The organism is Actinocrinis sp. (assembly GCF_035653575.1).
Classification (GTDB): Bacteria; Actinomycetota; Actinomycetes; order Streptomycetales; family Catenulisporaceae; genus Actinocrinis.
The window spans coordinates 65,188-81,784 of sequence record NZ_DASRBQ010000168.1 but is presented as its reverse complement, the minus strand read 5'-3'; the positions used below and the strand labels follow the sequence as shown (position 1 = coordinate 81,784).

Below are 16,597 nucleotides of genomic sequence, written 5' to 3'. Positions count from 1 at the left end.
ACCATTGAGCCGCCGACGCCGCGGCCCGAGTTGTTCGAGCCCAGCGGCACCGGATCAGAACCCGAAATAACCCGCGGTTCGGTCCAGTACAGGTGGTGCGAGCCGGCCTCGTCGCTGACCCAGTGCGCGTCCGGATCCCAGAACGGCCCGGCCTCGAGCACCACGACCGACCAGCCGGCGCGGGCCATCCGCTGCGCCAGCGTGGCGCCGCCCGCGCCGCAGCCCACGATCACCAGGTCGACCTCGTCGCCGTCCTCGTGCCGCCGCATGTTCTCGATCAGCCTGCGGTCGAAGCGGGTGCCGTCGTTGGGCAGCAGCCACGCCGACTCGTTGCGCGAGCGCACGCCGCCTCGCAGCACGCTGCTTTTCACCGCCTGCGCGGCGGTGCTCAGTCCAGTGCTCATGGCGATGAAGTTCCCTCGGGGTCTTCCTCCGGATGCGTGTCGGCGACCTCCCACGGCTCGCGCATGTCGACGCCCAGCCGCATGTAGCCGCGCGGGTACGCCGGACCGCCGAAGCCGATCTCGTTCCAAGCCCAGGGGTGCGAGTAGAACGCGGTGCACGCATACCGGGTCCACAGGCTCCACACATGCCCGGCCGGCATCCCGCGCCACGGTTTGCTCTCGAGACCCTGCACGGTGCGGATGATGTCGGCCTGCTCCTCGCGGCTCAGATTCGCGAAACAGACCCCTTCATCGCCGGCCGCGTCGCGCGCGTCCTGGTCGAGGCCGGCCAGCGAGCGGTGCCAGGCCTCGCCGTCCTCGGGCATGTCCTCGTAACGCCAGCCGTCGGTCTGTCCCTCGGCCAGCCGCGCGTCGACCATCTGCACCACCGGCACCCTCGGTTCCTCCCACTGCCCCAGCAGGTGGTCGAAGAGGGCCGCCGCGGCCGCCTCCTCGGCCGGATCGAAGAACCGCAGATCCGGTTGCAGGCCGAGGCGTTCCAGCACGACGCCGGAGGTGGTCGCGTCCCAGGTGTGCGCCTCCTGCACCACGTCAAAGCCGGGGAAGCGCTCGTTGTGGCCGCCGCCGGGCACCCGCGCCCGCTCGGCGGCCCGCAACTCGCGCTTCAGTACCCGGCTCATCGTTCCCGCCGCAGCACCGAGGCCACCAGGCCCATCCCGCCGACCATCGTCACCAGCAGCGGGGCGAACAGCGGCGGTCCGAGCTCGATGTTGTAGCGCGCCATCGACCAGCCGCCCGGCTTCTGCGCGATGCCGCGCACGTGCAAATACGTGCCCTGCAAGCCGTTGGCGACGATCATCCCGGACGCGATCGGCAGCACGGTCCGCGCCGCCTTCGCGTCGTAGAAGCCTGCGATGCCTGCCGCCACGCCGACAGGACCCAGCGCCACCGGCCACCACATCATCTTGTTGCCGAAGCTGGCCCGGTCGTGCTCCAGGTAGATCTCCGCCGCCGTGATCAGCGAACCCGCCGCGGTCAACAGCGAGAGCGTGCGCTCGAACCGGCCGTGCCGCACGTTCCACAACAGCCGTCCGGCGAGACCGGCCGCCTCGCTTCCCTCGGCCACCGCGGCGGTCTTGGCCACTGTCTTGATCGCGCTGGCCGCGGCCTTGACCGCGGTCACCGCCTCCGCGGCGTCCGCCGCCAGATCAGGCTTCTTCGACGCGGCAGCCCTGCCCGGCCGAAGCCTCGGATGAACCAGCAGGCTCATCGTCCCTCCGCCTTTCCGCCCACGGATTCTCTCGTCGTCGCGCTCTTCCTCACTGGCCTTCCTCGGCCCCGGGCCGGTCCTCCCGGTCGCGGCCGCCGGGCAGGAACTCCTGGATCTTCGCCTTCACGCCCTGACGGACCATTCCGGTCCGGTCGGCGTCGCCGTGGATGATCGAGGTCGCGGCCGCCTCGATCTGATCCAGCGTCGCGTGCGGCGGGATCGGCGGCACGGCCGGGTCGGTGCGGAAGTCGATGACGAACGGCCGGTCCGACGCGAGCGCCTGCTGCCAGGCCGCCTCGACCTGGTCCGGCTTCTCCACCCGCACCCCGGCAAGTCCGATCGACTTGGCGAAGTCGGCGTAGTGCACGTCTGGGATCGACTGCGAGGGCACGAACTGCGGCGCGCCCTCCATGGCCCGCATCTCCCAGGTCACCTGGTTCAGGTCCTGGTTGTTGAGCACCGCGACGATCATCCGCGGGTCGCTCCACTGCTCCCAGTACTTGGCCGCGGTGATCATCTCGGCCATGCCGTTCATCTGCATGGCCCCGTCGCCGACCAGCGCGATCACCGGCCGGTCCGGGTGCGCGAACTTCGCGCCGATGGCGTACGGCACGCCCGGGCCCATCGTCGCCAGCGTGCCCGACAGCGAGCCGCGCATCTGTCCGCGGATGCGGATGTGCCGCGCGTACCAGTTGGCCGCGGAACCCGAGTCGCTCGTCAAGATCGCGTCCTGAGGCAGCAGCCGGTCGACGGCGTGCACCACGTACTCGGGGTTGATCGGCTCGGCGTCCACGGCGGCGCGCCGCTGCATGACCTCCCACCACCGCGCGACGTTCTTTTCGACGGTCTCCCGCCAGCTGCGGTTGTCCTTCTGGCGCAGCAGCGGCAACAGCCGGGTGAGCGTGCGCTCCGCGTCACCGACCAGGTTCACTTCGAACGGGTAACGCAGGCCGATCATCGACGGGTCGATGTCGATCTGCACCGCGCGCGCCTGATCGAACTTCGGCAGGAACTGTGTGTACGGGAAGCTCGACCCGATCACCAGCAGCGTGTCACAGTCGCGCATCAGCTCATACGACGGGCGCGTGCCCAGCAGGCCGATGGAGCCGGTGACGTACGGCAGCTCGTCAGACAGCGCGTCCTTGCCGAGCAGCGCCTTGGCCACGCCCGCGCCGAGCAGGTCGGCCACCTGTTCCACCTGCGACCTGGCGCCGCGCGCGCCCTGCCCGACCAGGATCGCGACCTTCTCGCCGGCGTTGAGGATGTCGGCCGCGCGCTGCAGGTCCTCGTCGTCCGGGATCGGCGCGAACCGGCTCAGGCCCTTGCTCGAGGGCACCATCTTGAACGCGTGCTCCGGCGCCTCGTATTCGAGCTCTTGCACGTCGGCCGGAATGATCAGCGCGGTCACGGTGTGCCTGGCGTAGGCGATGCGCAGCGCCCGGTCCAGCACGTTCGGCAGCTGCTGCGGAACGGTGACCATCTCGCAGTACTCGGAGGCCACGTCCTTGTACAGGCTCAGCAGATCGACTTCCTGCTGGTACGAGCCGCCCATGGCGCTGCGGTTGGTCTGGCCGACGATCGCGACGACCGGGACGTGGTCGAGCTTCGCGTCGTACAACCCGTTGAGCAGGTGGATCGCTCCCGGACCCGAGGTCGCCGCGCACACGCCCACCTTGCCGGAGAACTTCGCGTACCCGACCGCCTGGAAGGCCGCCATCTCCTCGTGGCGGGCCTGGACGAACATCGGGTCGTTGTCGGCTCTGCCCCACGCGGCGAGCATCCCGTTGATGCCGTCGCCCGCGTAGGCGAAGACATGGTCGACGCCCCATTCGCGCAGGCGGCCAAGGATGTAGTCGGAAACCTTCTCGGCCATCTGGATTCAGCACTCCCTCCGGCGATCTGCGACCGGACCGTATTGCCCAGGTCCAAGGGATTCATTCACTACGGCAACGGTGCTGCGGAGCGCGCCGTGGCGCAGTGTGATGCAGTGCACGACGCCGGCTACAGCCGGTCGCGACCCGCCTGTGCGGACGAGACGGGATTCGACGCCAGCAGGATCGCGCCCCACAGCATCAGGGCGATCCCGGCCACCTCCAGCACGATCCACCCGTCCAGCCGGATGCGCTCACCGAACATCGCCACGCCGAGCGCCGTGCTGGCGACCGGATCGCTGATGGTCAGGGCCGGCTGGGTGACCGCGAGCGTGGCGCTTTGCAGCGCGTACTGAAGCAGCAACAGGCTGCCCACTCCGGCCGCCACCATCGCGTAAAGCTGCCAGGAGGCGAACACGCCGAGGAAGCCGTTCGCCGCCTTCTCGGTCGCCGCCTTCATCAGCGCCGCCGTCAGCGCGAAGCCGGCGCCCGAGGCTGTGCCGAGCAGCACGCCGCGGGTCGGGCCGCGCTTCCAGCGCGAGACCGCGATCAACCCACTGATCAGCACTCCGACCGCTGCCACAGCCACCACCCACGCCACCGTGCGCGGGGAGGTGTGGCCGGGTGTGGGCGCGGCACCGATCAGCAGCAGCGCCAGGCCGCCGGTCAGCGCCGCGATCGCGAGCCAGGCCTGCCGGCCGAGCGGGTTGCGCGACAGCCGCGAGGCGATGAGCAGGGTAAACGGCAGCTCCGCGGACAGCAACGGCTGCACGAGCGAGAGTCCGCCGAGGTACAGCCCTGTCGCCTGGAGGACGAACGCGGCGACCAGGCAGCCGATCCCGGCCAACCACACCCGGCGGCGAATCAGCTCGCTGATGAGTGCGCGGCGCTCCTGCGGCTCTGACGGGGTGCGCCTGGCCGCGCGCCGCTGCAACACGGAGGCCGTCGCGTTGGCGGCCGCGGCGAGCAGCGCCGCGGGGACGGCGATGAGTTCCGATGTCACTGCGGGGTTTCTGTCCTTGGCACGACGCCACTACTCTCCGGAATCCGCCGATTGACACCGCGCTGACCGACACCGTGCTGATTGACACCGCGCTGACCGACACAGCGCCCATCAACACAGCGCCGCGCGCAGCCGCCCGAGCACCGAGCTGAGCAGCCGCGAGATGTGCATTTGCGAATAGCCGAGCCGCGCCCCGATCTCGCGCTGGGTCATGCCCTGGAAGAAATGCATCATCAGGATGCTGCGATCCCGCTCGTCCAGCGCCGCGATCAGGGGCTTGAGGGCGGTGCGGTCGACGACCGCCTCCAGTCGCGCGTCCTCGCCGCCGAGCAGATCCACGAGGCGCGGACTGCCCGGTTCGGCGCGCAGCGGACGATCCAGCGATGCGGTGGTGTAGCTGTCCATCGCGACCAGCGCCTCGGTGACCATTTCCGCGGTCTCCCCGATCTGCTCGGCGATCTCGGCGACCGTCGGGGATCTGGACAGCTCCCGGGTCAGCCGCTCGTTGCACGCGCGCACGGTGCGGGTCAGTTCCTGCATGGCGCGCGGGACGTGCACGTCCCAGGTGGCGTCGCGGAAGTACTTCTTGATCTCCCCGAGGATGACCGGGGTCGCGTAGCCCAGGAAACCGGTGCCGCGCTCCGGGTCGAAGTTGTCCACCGCCTTGACCAGCGCCAGGTACGCCACCTGCACGAAGTCCTCGGACAGCTCCCCGCGGCCGCCGTAACGCAGCGCGATGTGCCGCGCGTACGATAAATGATCTTCAATTAACGAGGAACGCAACTCGGCACGCTGCGGATCGTCGCCGTTCAGCGACTTGAGCAGCTGGAATCGGCGCATCGCCTCCGCACGCTGCTCGGCGCGCTCAGAATCGGTCATGCCCTTCACGCTAATGAGCCGCCGAGGATCACTGCACTATGCAAATATAGTGCAGCGCAATCGCGGCTTGGTGCTGCTAACAGCGCTTTTCAGCCGCCAGTAGGCCGTCATCGGGGGCCATAGATCGTTCGAACGGGCGATGTCGGGCGTAGTCGCGCCGGAACCCAGCGTGAAAAGTTGCCCAAAGCAAGGTTTGCTGGGCCCGAGCGGTGGAGAGAGCAGGGGCACGCGGCGGTCGAGATCACGGCTTTCACGATCAAGCAGCATTTGGAGGTGGCTGTGATGGTGGCACAGAACCCGCGGATCGAGGAGCACCCCGATCTGATGGCGCTGCGCGCCGATTCCGAGCTGGCCGCGGCGCGGCCGGCGGCGCAGGCGGTGGAGTGCCTGAGCCTGCTGACCGCGCTGTACCTGGCGGCCTCGCCGTGGATCGTCGGGTTCAACGCGACGTTCCGCAACCTGGCAATCAACGATCTGATCCTGGGCATCGCGCTCGCGGTGTTCTCCCTCGGTTACGGCGCGGCCTACGAGCGCACGCACGGCATGGCCTGGGCCGGCGCCCTGATCGGCGTGTGGACCATCATCGCGCCCTGGGTCGTCTCGGGCCGGCCGGCGACCTCGGGCTCGGAGGCGAGCAACATCGTCGCCGGAGCCCTGGTCGTACTGATGGCCCTGGCGACGATCGCTCAGGGCACGGTGCGTGGCGCGTCCCGCACGATGTCCCGCACAACGCTGCGCTGAGTCGTCCCATGCGTCCGCTCGGCTACGCCGTCTCCTTGATCGCCGTCGGTCCGGCCGACGAGGTCAAGGGCGGCGTGCCCTTGGCCGAGCTGCGCCTGCCCAGCCTGCAAACGGGTCTGGCGCAGACGTGGCTCGACCGCAACCGGTATCACCGCATCTTCGCGGTGCCAGGCGATGTGGACGCGCATGGACGGCCCGAGTTCGTCCTCGGCGTGACGCCGGCCGAGTACCGGGACGTCATCGCCAGCGCTTCGAAGTGAGGCTGTGAAGGCCGCCGTCCGGTGTGTTAGCTCCGGGCGGCGGCCGATTCGTGCCCTGGTGCGCCTGGGCTGGAAAGCGAGGGCCGGCGGGTGGGGCAGGTGTGAAAACGCACCGCGGACGCGGCTTCGACCGCATCGGGCGCGGGCTGCGCCGGGCGCTCGGCGGACCGAACCGCTGGCGCGCCGTGCTGCTGCTCGCCTACGTGATGGCGCTGAACTCGGCCGACTCCGGCGTGATCGGCGCGGTCGCGAACGAGCTGCGGCACGTGCTGCACATCGGCAACACCCAGATCGGCCTGCTCAGCTCGATCCCCGCGATCATCGGCGCGCTCGCCACCGTACCCGTTGGCCAGCTGGTCGACCGCATGCCGCGGATGCCGCTGCTGATCGGCAGCGTCCTGCTGTGGAGCCTGGCCACCGCGGCCGACGGGCTGGCCCAGTCCTATCTGTGGCTGCTGCTCTCGCGGGTCGCCCTCGGCGCGGTCACCGCGACCGCGGGACCGATGGTCGCTTCGCTGGCCGGCGACCTGTTCCCGCGAGCCGAACGCGGTCGCATCTACGCCCGCGTCCTGTCCGGCGAGCTGCTCGGCTCGGGTCTCGGCCTGGTGGCCGGCAGCGACATCGCGGCGGTCAGCTGGCGGGCCGCCTTCTGGCTGATCGCCGCGGTCGGTTTCGGCCTCGCCGTCGCGCTGTGGAAATGGCTGCCGGAACCGCCGCGCACCCAGGCCGACGGCCAGTGCGCGCAGGACGAGACGGCGAGTTGGCCACTGTGGCGTGCGACGAAATACGTCCTGTCGGTACGCACGAACGTCCTGTTGATCATCGCCTCCGCGATCGGCTACTTCTTCTTCGCCGGGCTGCACACCTTCGCCTTCGAGCTGGTGCGCGACCGGTATCAGGTCGGGCGCGCAGAGCTGACCGCACTTGTTCCGGTGATCGGCGCGGCAGCGCTGCTCGGGGTAAACCTCGGCGGCCGGTGGGCGGACCGGCTCGGCCACACCGGCCACCCCACCGCGCGTGTGACCGTGCCAGGTGTCGCATACGCGGCCAGCGTCGCGCTGTTCCTGCCGGGTCTGCTCACGCGCCAGACGTGGCTCGCCCTCCCGCTGTTCGCGGGCGCGGCCGGGGCGCTGGCCGCCGCGAATCCGCCGCTGGACGCGGCCCGCCTCGACATCATGCCGCCGCGTCTGTGGGGGCGGGCCGAGAGCGTGCGCACGGTCTTACGGATGGGCGCGCAGGCCGTGGCGCCCATCGTGTTCGGCTGGCTTTCGGATGCGCTGGGCTCGGGCCCGTCCGGGGCGCAGCGCGCGCAAAGCGGCGTGGACCGCGCATTCCTCATCGGGCTCGCCCCGCTGATGATCAACGGTCTGCTGCTGCGGGCCCGCCGGACTTATCCGGCCGACGCGGCCGCCGCCAGAGCCGCTGTCGCCCGCACGGCTGTATCGCAGGGATGAACCGGTCGGTTGCGGGTAGAGGCCCGCGCGCTTGGCGCCTCGGGATTGGGACGGTGGGGATATGCCACGACTCGGCGCTGTCCGCGCGCGCGACCGTGCGCAGACAGCAGCCTCAGCGTTCGATGCCGTGCGCCGCGAGCGGTCCGATCTTGAGCTCGGCCGCCTGACAGGACTCGATCACCAGCGGCAGCGCCCCGAGCGTCGCGCGCCAGGAGCCGGGGGCGCTGGTCCGGTCGCTGTCGTGCAGCAGCAGCGTCGCGCCGCCGCGCAGGTCGGGCAGCAGCGTCTCGTGCACGGATCGCGGCGTGGCCTGCGGCGTCCAGTCCTTTCCCCAAGCCGACCAGAGCACGGTGCGCAAGCCACTTCGGGCGGCCGCCGCCCAGCGTCCGCCGGTCAGGATTCCGTATGGAGGCCGATACCAGCGCGGCAGGCAGCCCGTGGCGAGTTCGATCGTTTCCAGCGTGCGTCGGATGCCGGACAGCTCGCGCGGGTCGTAGGGCAGCCAGGGACGGCGATGCGTCCAGCCGTGCACGCCGAGTTCGTGGCCGCGGTCGGCGATCTCGCGGGTCAACGCCTGGTGCCGCGCCGCGTGCTCGCCCAGCAGGAAGAAGGTCGCGCGCACCCCGAGCCGGTCCAGTTCGTCGAGGAACGCGGGCGTGCTCCTCGGGTCCGGTCCGTCGTCGAAGGTCAGCGCGACGTGGCCGCTCGCGCCGAGCCCGGTGAGAGACGGGAACAGCGCCCGGCGCACCGGAGGCAGCCAGGTCCCGGCGGGCAGAACGTGCCCGGCGAGGGCGAGCAGTCCGATCGCGCGCAACCGGGCGGCCGCCTGCTTGTCAGTCATCGAACTCCCATCCGCTGCGATATCGACCGCGACAGGCGTGGCATTACCCGGTCATCGCGCACACGACGCAACGATTGCGCCGAACGGCGTCGGCGGCTCGGAGGCGGGGAAAGGGGTGCGCCGCGATGGGGCGCGTGCTGATCCTGGATGCCGGCATGGGCGCCGGGCACACGGCGGTCGCCAACGAACTGGCCGAACGGCTGAGCAAGCGGGGCCACGAAGTGCGCCGAGCAGATGTGCTCGACCTGCTACCGTCCGGCGTCGGCGCGGCGTTGCGCGGCTTCTACCGCACCGCGGTGCGCCGCGCTCCTTGGCTCTACGACGGAATCTACGCGGCGTTCTTCCGCTCAGAGCACGGCCCGGAAAGCACCCCGCTGGCCGCGCTGGCTGGGCCTGGATTCCTCGAAGCAGCAGCCGAATATCGACCGGACGTCGTCGTGCCCGTATTCCATCTCGCCGCGCAGGTCACCGGTCGGCTGCGAGCACGCGGCGAGCTCGCCGCGCCCACGGCGGTCATGGTCACCGATTTCGCGGTACATCGGCAGTGGCTGCATCCCGGTAATGACGTGTATTTATGCGTCAGCGCGGACGCCGCGGAACAGGTGCGCGCCAAAATCGGACGGCCGGCATACGCGCCTGGACCGGTGGTGCCGGAACGATTCCACAAGGCTGCGGCCAGCGAGCACGGCCACTGGATCAAAGTTCTGCGACGGATCGGCGAGGAAAGAACTCCCGTCCTGATCTCTACCGGATCCTGGGGCGTCGCGCGAGGCCTGCCGGAAACCACCGATGCCTTGTACCGCAACGGATATCTGCCCGTCGTGCTCTGCGGCCGCGACGAGCGCATACAAACCCGCATGGGGCGCCTTCCCGGCGTCCTCGCCTGCGGCTGGATCGAGGATATCGAGGCCCTGATGGCCCCCGCCGGAGTGCTGATCGACAACGCGGCCGGTCAGACCGCCGTCCAGGCGCTCGCGGCCGGGCTTCCGGTCATCGGCTATCAACCGATCGCAGGGCACGGACGTGAAGGCGTGCTGCGGATGGCGCGCCTCGGCGTCACCACCTATGCCGGGAGCCATGCCGAGCTGCTCGACGCTCTCGCGCGCCTGGCCCGGCCCGGCGAAGCACGCGACAAACAAGTGCGCGCGGGCCGATCCCTGTTCGTCGCAGACGCAGCCGAGGAGATCCACCGGCTCGCCGAAGCGGCTCCGGCCGGGGAAGCGGCCGCTGAACCGCGGGTGCATCGGCGATGAACGCGACCTGCACTGCCCCGCGCGGAGGTTTGTGTGGCCCTTAACGGGCAAGAGGCACGAAAATGTTCATAGCGCACAAATCTGTCGCGTGCGAAACGGATGCGTGCCCCTCTCAACTTCGGAGGCACGCCGAGTCGGCTTCAGAAGTACGGCCGATCGATCGGAGAGAAGGCATGGCTCATTTCCTGTGGTCGGGCCAGCCGGCCAGTGCGCCGGCGGCGCGCGGCGAACTGAGGCGAGCGGTCGTCCGCACCCGGATGAACCGCCCTGCCGTCAGTGACCTCGCCGCGGCACGCCACGTGGCCCTGGTCACCGGCGCTTCCTCCGGCATCGGCGCGGCGCTCGCGCAACGCCTCGCGGAAGAACGGCGCTGGCGATTGCTGGTCAGCGGCCGGGACCAGGCGCAGCTCAGCCACATCGCCAAGCGGACCGGCGCGGTGGCGCTGCGCGCGGACCTATCGGCTCCCGGCAGCGGCGAAAGACTCGCGCAGACCGCCCTCGGCGCGGCCGGCCGGGTAGATCTGCTGGTGGCCTCGGCGGGTATCGGCTGGTGCGGACCCTTCGAGGTGATGCCGCCGGCGCGCATCGACGAGATCGTGACCGTGGACCTGGTCGCGGTCATGCACCTGGTCCGGCTGCTGCTGCCGCACATGATCGCGCGCGGACGCGGCCACGTCGTGCTGGTCGGCTCGGTCGCTGGCTGCACGGCGGTGGCCCAGGAGGCGGTGTACTCGGCGGCGAAGGCCGGGCTAAGCGCCTTCGCCGAGAGCCTGCGCTACGAGCTGGCCGGCACCGGTGTGCGGGTGACGCTCGTCGTGCCCGGCGTCGTCGACACGCCCTTCTTTGAGCGCCGCGGAGTGCCCTATCTGCGCAACTATCCGCGGCCGGTTCCCGCGATGCGTGTCGCCGACGCGACGATCAACGCGATTCGCCGCGGCCGCGACGAGGTGTACGTCCCGCGCTGGATGGGCGTACCGGGCCGGGTGCGCGGCGCCGCGCCGAAGCTGTATCGCACCCTTGCCGCGCGCTTCGGCTGAGCGAGGTTGGCTGGGCTGTTCGGCTGGGCTGTTTCCGCTGAGCTGGTTGGGCAGTTTCCCAGGTCAGGACCTCCAAGCGAGCCGATCCGCGCACAAGTCCAGAATCATGCGCAGAGCAACGTTTGCATGATGCACATCCGGGCACTGGCGTTATGTGCGGACGGCGCACGGATCTCGACGACAGTGCCGCGCTGCTTCGCCCGAGCCGTCCGCACACCAGCTACTTCCCACGGCTCGCCTGCGGTGGAGGTCCCGATGCTGACCGACTGGGAGCGGCGTCAGCTCGCCGAGATCGAACGCGGCCTGAACGAGGCCTTCACCCTGCGCCGCCGCGCCGGCCGCCGGTTCGGCTCGATCACGCCGTGGGCGGCGACCGGAGTGTTCGTGTTCGTAGCCTGCCTCCTCGTGCTCACGGCCCTCGGCGCCTGGCATGTCGCGATCGCGCTGGCGGCGGTCTGCGGGCTGGTCGCGCTCGGGCGTATGAAGCGGCGTGACCACGATCGCGGTAGCCAGCGCCGCCACCCGCTGCGCTGACCTCGGCGCCGACGCCCGGCTTCAGACGGATTCACCTGTATAGTGCAAACGTTCCAGGATGCATGGTTTTTCCGGGCTCGGGTACGCAGCGGCGTTGACTCTCCTTGAGTAAGGCGGTCGCGATGCTGACTCATCGAACCCGGTATCCCCGCACGCCGAAACCCCCGCGCTACGCGGCCGACCTGGCGCATGAGTTGCGCCGGGCGATCCGCGGCGAGGTGAGGTTCACGCCCGGCGATCGCGCGCTCTACGGCTTCGACGCCTCCATCTACCGGCAGCTGCCCGTTGGCGTCGTCGTACCCAAAGACGCCGACGACGTGGCGGCCGCGCTGGAGGTATGCCGCCGCTATCGCGCGCCGATCTTCGGGCGCGGCTGCGGCACCGGACTGGCCGGGCAGACGGTGAACGCCGCCGTCTGCTTCGACTTCTCCAAGTACATGGACGAGATCGTCGAGCTCGATCCGTACAGCCGGCACGCCCGGGTGCAGCCCGGAGTCATCTGCACCATCCTCCGCGACCGGGCCGAGGAGCACGGCCTGACCTTCGGCCCGGACCCGGCCACGATGGACCACGCCACGCTCGGCGGCATGATCGGCAACAACTCCTGCGGCACGCACTCGGTGATGGCGGGCAAGACCGTCGACAACATCAACTCGCTCGACATCCTCACCTACGACGGCACCCGCATGCGCGTCGGCCCGACGAGTGACGAAGAACTCGAACGGATCATCGCGCTCGGCGGCCGGCGCGGCGCTATCTACGAGGGCTTACGGCATATCCGCGACACCTACGCGGACGTCATCCGCACCGGCCTGCCCGACATTCCGCGCCGCGTCTCCGGCTACAACCTCGACCAGCTGTTGCCGGAGAACGGCTTCAACGTCGCCCGCGCGCTCGTCGGCACCGAATCCACCTGCGCGCTCACCCTGGAGGCGGACTGCCGCCTGGTGCCCTCGCCGCCGAAACGCGCGCTGGTCGTGCTCGGCTACCCGGACATTCCCAGCTCCGGCGACGACGCCGCCTGGCTGGTGGAGACCGGAGCGATCGGCGTCGAGTTCACCAGCCGGCAGGTCGTGCAGAACATGGCGGCGAAGCACATTCTGCACGGCGAGACGAAGCTGCTGCCCGACGGTGAGTGCTGGGTGCTCGTCGAGTTCGGCGGGGACACCCAGCAGGAGGCGAATGAGAAGGCTGAGAAGCTGAAGCGGCAGCTGGACCGCCGCCCGACGGCGCCGAACCACCGCCTCTATGAGGACCCCGACGAGCAGACCGCGGTGTGGAATGTGCGCAAGCACTCGGCCGGCACCACGCGCATGCCGGTCGGCCTCGGCGGCAACCCCGGCTGGCCGAACTGGGAGGACGCCGCGGTCCCGCCGGAGCGTCTCGGCGACTACCTGCGCTCCTACCTCAAGCTGCTGGACAAGCACGGCTACGAGGGCGTGCTGTTCGGGCACTGGGGCCAGGGCTGCGTGCACTGCCGCATCGACTTCGACCTGCGCACCAAGGGCGGCATCCGCAACTTCCGGCGCTTCATGGAGGAGGCCGCGGACATCGTGGTCTCCTTCGGCGGATCGCTCTCCGGCGAGCACGGCGACGGCCACGGCCGCGCCGAGCTGTGGCCGAAGATGTTCCCGCCGCGGCTGATGGAGGCCTTCGAGGCGTTCAAGCGGGTGTGGGATCCGGACAACCGGATGAACCCGCACAAGCTGATCGACCCGTACCCGATGGACACCCACCTGCGCGAGGGCACCGAGTTCGCGCCGCGCAAGCTGCGCACCGTCTTCAACTACCCCGAGGACGGCGGCGACTTCACCAACGCCGTCGGCCGCTGCTTCGGCGTCGGCACGTGCCGGCACATCGAGGGCGGCGTGATGTGCCCGAGCTTCATGGCCACCCGCGAGGAGAAGCACTCGACCCGCGGCCGATCCCGGCTGCTGCAGGAGATGGCCGACGCATCAGGCTCCGTAGCCGGCAAGTGGCGCAACGAGGACATCAAGGAGGCCCTCGACCTGTGCCTGGCCTGCAAGGGCTGCAAGGGCGACTGCCCGGTCAAGGTGGACGTCGCCACATACAAAGCAGAGTTCTTGCATCACCACTACGCCGGAAGGCTGCGTCCGCGCCAGGCCTATGCGCTCGGGCTGATCAACGTCTGGGCCCGCTTCGCCTCGCGCGTCCCGGGTCTCGCCAACGCCGCTACGCACGCGCCCGCCATCAGCACCCTGTTGAAGAAGTCCGCCGGAATCGCGGTGGACCGGGAAGCGCCGCGCTTCGCGAAGCGCACCTTCGCCTCCTGGTTCGCCGAACACAAGCCCCGGTACCCGGACGGCCCGCAGGTTCTGCTGTGGCCGGATACCTTCACCAACTACCTGGAGCCGCGCACCGGCATCGCGGCGGTCGAAGTCCTGGAGTCCGCAGGCTACCGGGTCCGCATCCCGGAGCAGACGCTGTGCTGCGGCCGCCCGCTCTACGACTACGGCATGCTCACGCTCGCCAAGAAATACCTTCGCCGGATCCTGGACGCGCTCGGGCCGGACATCGACGCGGGCGTGCCGCTCGTGGGCATCGAACCAAGCTGCTTGGCCGTATTCCGCGACGAGCTGACCAACCTCTATCCGTCCGACGCCCGCGCTCAACGCCTGGCCGCGCAGAGCCTGACCCTCGCCGAATTCCTCGACACCCGGGCCGAGGGCTGGAAGCCGCCGCGCCTCGAACGCGACGTGCTCGTGCAGACGCACTGCCACCAGCACGCGGTCATGGGCTTCGAGTCCGACAAGAAGCTCATGAAGGCGATGGGGCTGCGCGTCCAGATGGCCGAACCGGGCTGTTGCGGCATGGCCGGGAGTTTCGGCTACGAGGCCGGCGAGAAGTACGAGGTGTCGATGGCCGCCGGTGAGCGCGCGCTGCTTCCCGCGGTGCGCGCGGCCGCCGAGCGCACGCTCATCGTCGCGGACGGGTTCAGCTGCCGCAGCCAGATCCGGGCCGGCAGCCCGCGCGAGGGCCTGCACCTGGCAGAGGTGCTGGCCATGGCGATCCGCGAGGGCCAGGCCGGCCCACGCTCCGGCGCCCCGGAGCACAGCGTCCCGGCCGTGCCGGGCCCCGCATCCGAGTGAAGGGAGGTCGACCGCCATGGCCGACCAGCTGACCGCATCCGACGTCATGGTTCAGCGGCTCGTGGACTGGGGCGTCGACGTCGTCTTCGGCCTGCCCGGGGACGGCATCAACGGCTTCATGGAAGCGCTGCGCAAGCACGCGGACAAGATCCGCTACGTCCACGTCCGGCACGAAGAGGTGGCCGCGATGGCCGCGGTCGGCTACGCCAAGTTCACCGGCCGCCTCGGCGTCTGCTTCTCCACCTCGGGGCCCGGCGCTGCGCACCTGCTCAACGGGCTGCTCGACGCGCGCACCGAACAGGCCGCGCTGCTGGCGATCACCGGCATGTCGTACCACGACCTGATCGGCACCAGCTATCTGCAGGACGTCAACACCGACTACATGTTCAACGACGTCACGGTCTACAACCAGCGCATCATGGGACCGGCGCACGTTATCAACGCCCTCGACTACGCGGTACGCACCGCGCTGTGCGAGCGCGGCCCGGCGCACCTGGCCTTCCCGATCGACTATCAGGCGATGCCCGCGGAAAGCGGCAGCCGCTACATGCGCAACGTGCCCGGTCACACGACCACCAACTGGCGTCCGCCGGTGCGCGTCCCGCAGCATCAGGACCTTGAGGCCGCGGCGCAGATGCTCTCGGGACGGCAGAAGGTGGCGATCCTGGCCGGAGCCGGCGCGCGCGGCGCCGGGGCCGAACTCGAAGCGGTCGCCGAGAAGCTGGGCGCCCCGATCATCAAGGCCCAGTTGGGCAAGGACTGCGTGCCGGACGACAGCCCGTACACCACCGGCCCGATTGCCCTCGTCGGCTCCCGGCCCTCCGAAGAGGCCCTGGAGGAGTGCGACGCGCTGCTGATCGTCGGATCGACGATGCCTTATATCGAGTATTACCCGAGCCCCGGCCAGGCGGTCTGCGTGCAGATCGACGACAAGCCGGACCGCCTCGGCCTGCGCTACCCGGTCGACGTGGGACTGGCCGGAGACGCCCGCGCCACGCTGGCCGAACTGCTGCCGCTGCTGCCGCGCAACGAGAACCGCGAGTTCCTGACCAAGGCTCAGGACGGCATGCGCGAGTGGTGGAAGCTGGTCGAGGAGCGCGGCACCAGCCCCGACAAGCCGATGAAGCCGCAGGTACCGGCTTGGGCGCTGAACGACGCGCTCGCCGACGACGCCATCGTGTGCGGCGACTCCGGCACGGTCACCACCTGGGCGGCGCGGCAGATCAAGATCCGGCGCGACCAGCGGTTCAGCTTCTCGGGCACGAACTGTTCGATGGCCGCGGGACTGCCCTACGCGATCGGCGCGCAGACCGCGTACCCCGGACGGCAGGTCGTGGTGTTCACCGGTGACGGCTCGCTGACCATGCAGCTGGGCGATTTCCTCACCGCCGTGCAGCACAAGCTGCCGATCAAGATCCTCGTCATCCGCAACGACACCCTCGGGCTGATCAAGTGGGAGCAGATGGTCTTCCTCGGCAACCCCGAGTTCGGCGTGCAGTTCGCCCCGCTGGACTTCGTCAAGTTCGCCGAGGCCTGCGGGGCGAAGGGGGTGCGCATCCACGACCCGGCGCGCTGCGGCGAGCAATTGAAGCAGGCGCTGGCGATGGACGGTCCGGTCATCGTCGAGTGCGTCGTCGACCCGCACGAGCCGCCGATCCCGGCGAAGGTCAAGAAGGATCAGGTCAAGAAGCTGGCGACGGCTCTGCGCAACGGAACGCCGAACCGCAACCGGATCGCGCTGCAGATGGTCAAGGACATGCTCGACGAGTCCTCCTTCGACGCCAGCCCCGGGCACTTCATCCCGGGACGGATCGGCCAGGCGGTCTCCGGCGTCGTCGGCAGGCTGCGCGACAGCGCGGACGCCGAGCATCACGACGAAGATGCCTCCTAGGAGCTCGCCGCGGCGAGACGGACCAGCATGAGTGGAGGCTGAGGGTGCA

15 protein-coding genes are annotated in these 16,597 nt (G+C 69.9%); 8 read left to right on the top strand and 7 right to left on the bottom strand.

What is annotated here, in order from left to right; all coding sequences use genetic code 11:
• The 6 genes from VFA06_RS22970 to VFA06_RS22945 all read right to left on the bottom strand — a co-directional run.
• Positions 1–404, bottom strand: a 404-nt coding sequence (locus VFA06_RS22970; RefSeq protein WP_324842757.1) for a lycopene cyclase family protein, incomplete at its 3' end; no start/stop codon positions are given.
• Positions 401–1,084, bottom strand: coding sequence for a gluconate 2-dehydrogenase subunit 3 family protein (locus VFA06_RS22965; RefSeq protein ID WP_324842756.1), 684 nt, complete (start codon positions 1,082–1,084; stop codon positions 401–403). The genes VFA06_RS22965 and VFA06_RS22970, both read right to left, overlap by 4 nt.
• Positions 1,081–1,530, bottom strand: a complete 450-nt coding sequence (locus VFA06_RS22960; RefSeq protein ID WP_349260309.1) for a hypothetical protein — start codon at positions 1,528–1,530, stop codon at positions 1,081–1,083. The genes VFA06_RS22965 and VFA06_RS22960 overlap by 4 nt, the downstream gene beginning before the upstream one ends.
• Positions 1,531–1,723: 193 nt before the next feature.
• Positions 1,724–3,547 carry a thiamine pyrophosphate-requiring protein gene (locus VFA06_RS22955; RefSeq protein ID WP_324842754.1) on the bottom strand — a complete coding sequence of 608 codons (1,824 nt, stop codon included), beginning with the start codon at positions 3,545–3,547 and terminating at the stop codon, positions 1,724–1,726.
• 128 nt (positions 3,548–3,675) lie between these two features.
• Positions 3,676–4,548 carry a DMT family transporter gene (locus tag VFA06_RS22950; protein ID WP_324842753.1) on the bottom strand — a complete coding sequence of 291 codons (873 nt, stop codon included), beginning with the start codon at positions 4,546–4,548 and terminating at the stop codon, positions 3,676–3,678.
• A 111-nt stretch (positions 4,549–4,659) separates the two neighbouring features.
• Positions 4,660–5,427: a SigB/SigF/SigG family RNA polymerase sigma factor gene (locus tag VFA06_RS22945; RefSeq protein ID WP_324842752.1), complete on the bottom strand. Its 768-nt coding sequence runs from the start codon at positions 5,425–5,427 to the stop codon at positions 4,660–4,662.
• 282 nt (positions 5,428–5,709) lie between these two features.
• Here VFA06_RS22945 and VFA06_RS22940 point away from each other — a divergent pair, with 282 nt between their 5' ends.
• The 3 genes from VFA06_RS22940 to VFA06_RS22930 all read left to right on the top strand — a co-directional run bounded on the left by VFA06_RS22940 (position 5,710) and on the right by VFA06_RS22930 (position 7,882).
• Positions 5,710–6,168 (top strand): SPW repeat protein, encoded by a 459-nt coding sequence (locus tag VFA06_RS22940; protein ID WP_324842760.1) that lies wholly within the window; start codon positions 5,710–5,712, stop codon positions 6,166–6,168.
• 8 nt (positions 6,169–6,176) lie between these two features.
• A complete protein-coding gene (locus VFA06_RS22935; protein WP_324842751.1) occupies positions 6,177–6,428 on the top strand; it encodes a hypothetical protein in 252 nt (83 codons plus the stop codon).
• Between the two features lie 101 nt (positions 6,429–6,529).
• On the top strand, positions 6,530–7,882 hold the full coding sequence (locus VFA06_RS22930; protein WP_324842750.1) for an MFS transporter: 1,353 nt from the start codon (positions 6,530–6,532) through the stop codon (positions 7,880–7,882).
• Between the two features lie 112 nt (positions 7,883–7,994).
• Here the strand turns inward: VFA06_RS22930 and VFA06_RS22925 are convergent, their stop codons facing one another.
• Positions 7,995–8,723 (bottom strand): polysaccharide deacetylase family protein, encoded by a 729-nt coding sequence (locus tag VFA06_RS22925; protein ID WP_324842749.1) that lies wholly within the window; start codon positions 8,721–8,723, stop codon positions 7,995–7,997.
• A 125-nt stretch (positions 8,724–8,848) separates the two neighbouring features.
• On the opposite strand from VFA06_RS22925, the gene VFA06_RS22920 reads away from it, so the two are divergent.
• From VFA06_RS22920 to VFA06_RS22900, 5 genes are all read left to right on the top strand, one after another.
• A complete protein-coding gene (locus VFA06_RS22920) occupies positions 8,849–9,976 on the top strand; it encodes an MGDG synthase family glycosyltransferase (RefSeq protein WP_324842748.1) in 1,128 nt (375 codons plus the stop codon).
• Between the two features lie 257 nt (positions 9,977–10,233).
• Positions 10,234–11,013 carry an SDR family NAD(P)-dependent oxidoreductase gene (locus tag VFA06_RS22915; RefSeq protein WP_349260308.1) on the top strand — a complete coding sequence of 260 codons (780 nt, stop codon included), beginning with the start codon at positions 10,234–10,236 and terminating at the stop codon, positions 11,011–11,013.
• A 255-nt stretch (positions 11,014–11,268) separates the two neighbouring features.
• Positions 11,269–11,547, top strand: coding sequence for a hypothetical protein (locus tag VFA06_RS22910; RefSeq protein WP_324842746.1), 279 nt, complete (start codon positions 11,269–11,271; stop codon positions 11,545–11,547).
• A gap of 122 nt (positions 11,548–11,669) precedes the next feature.
• Entirely contained in the window at positions 11,670–14,657 is a 2,988-nt protein-coding gene (locus VFA06_RS22905) for an FAD-binding and (Fe-S)-binding domain-containing protein (protein WP_324842745.1), read from the top strand.
• Positions 14,658–14,673: 16 nt separating this feature from the next.
• Positions 14,674–16,548 carry a thiamine pyrophosphate-dependent enzyme gene (locus VFA06_RS22900; RefSeq protein WP_324842744.1) on the top strand — a complete coding sequence of 625 codons (1,875 nt, stop codon included), beginning with the start codon at positions 14,674–14,676 and terminating at the stop codon, positions 16,546–16,548.
• Positions 16,549–16,597 lie beyond the last annotated feature (49 nt).

Excerpts from the sequence above, each read along its gene's own strand:
- VFA06_RS22905 (WP_324842745.1), top strand. The coding sequence starts at position 11,670 with ATGCTGACTCATCGAACCCGGTATCCCCGCACGCCGAAACCCCCGCGC.
- VFA06_RS22900 (WP_324842744.1), top strand. The coding sequence starts at position 14,674 with ATGGCCGACCAGCTGACCGCATCCGACGTCATGGTTCAGCGGCTCGTG.
- VFA06_RS22945 (WP_324842752.1), bottom strand. The coding sequence starts at position 5,427 with ATGACCGATTCTGAGCGCGCCGAGCAGCGTGCGGAGGCGATGCGCCGA.
- VFA06_RS22925 (WP_324842749.1), bottom strand. The coding sequence starts at position 8,723 with ATGACTGACAAGCAGGCGGCCGCCCGGTTGCGCGCGATCGGACTGCTC.
- VFA06_RS22955 (WP_324842754.1), bottom strand. The coding sequence starts at position 3,547 with ATGGCCGAGAAGGTTTCCGACTACATCCTTGGCCGCCTGCGCGAATGG.
- VFA06_RS22965 (WP_324842756.1), bottom strand. The coding sequence starts at position 1,084 with ATGAGCCGGGTACTGAAGCGCGAGTTGCGGGCCGCCGAGCGGGCGCGG.
- VFA06_RS22935 (WP_324842751.1), top strand. The coding sequence starts at position 6,177 with ATGCGTCCGCTCGGCTACGCCGTCTCCTTGATCGCCGTCGGTCCGGCC.
- VFA06_RS22920 (WP_324842748.1), top strand. The coding sequence starts at position 8,849 with ATGGGGCGCGTGCTGATCCTGGATGCCGGCATGGGCGCCGGGCACACG.
- VFA06_RS22915 (WP_349260308.1), top strand. The coding sequence starts at position 10,234 with ATGAACCGCCCTGCCGTCAGTGACCTCGCCGCGGCACGCCACGTGGCC.
- VFA06_RS22910 (WP_324842746.1), top strand. The coding sequence starts at position 11,269 with ATGCTGACCGACTGGGAGCGGCGTCAGCTCGCCGAGATCGAACGCGGC.
- VFA06_RS22940 (WP_324842760.1), top strand. The coding sequence starts at position 5,710 with ATGGTGGCACAGAACCCGCGGATCGAGGAGCACCCCGATCTGATGGCG.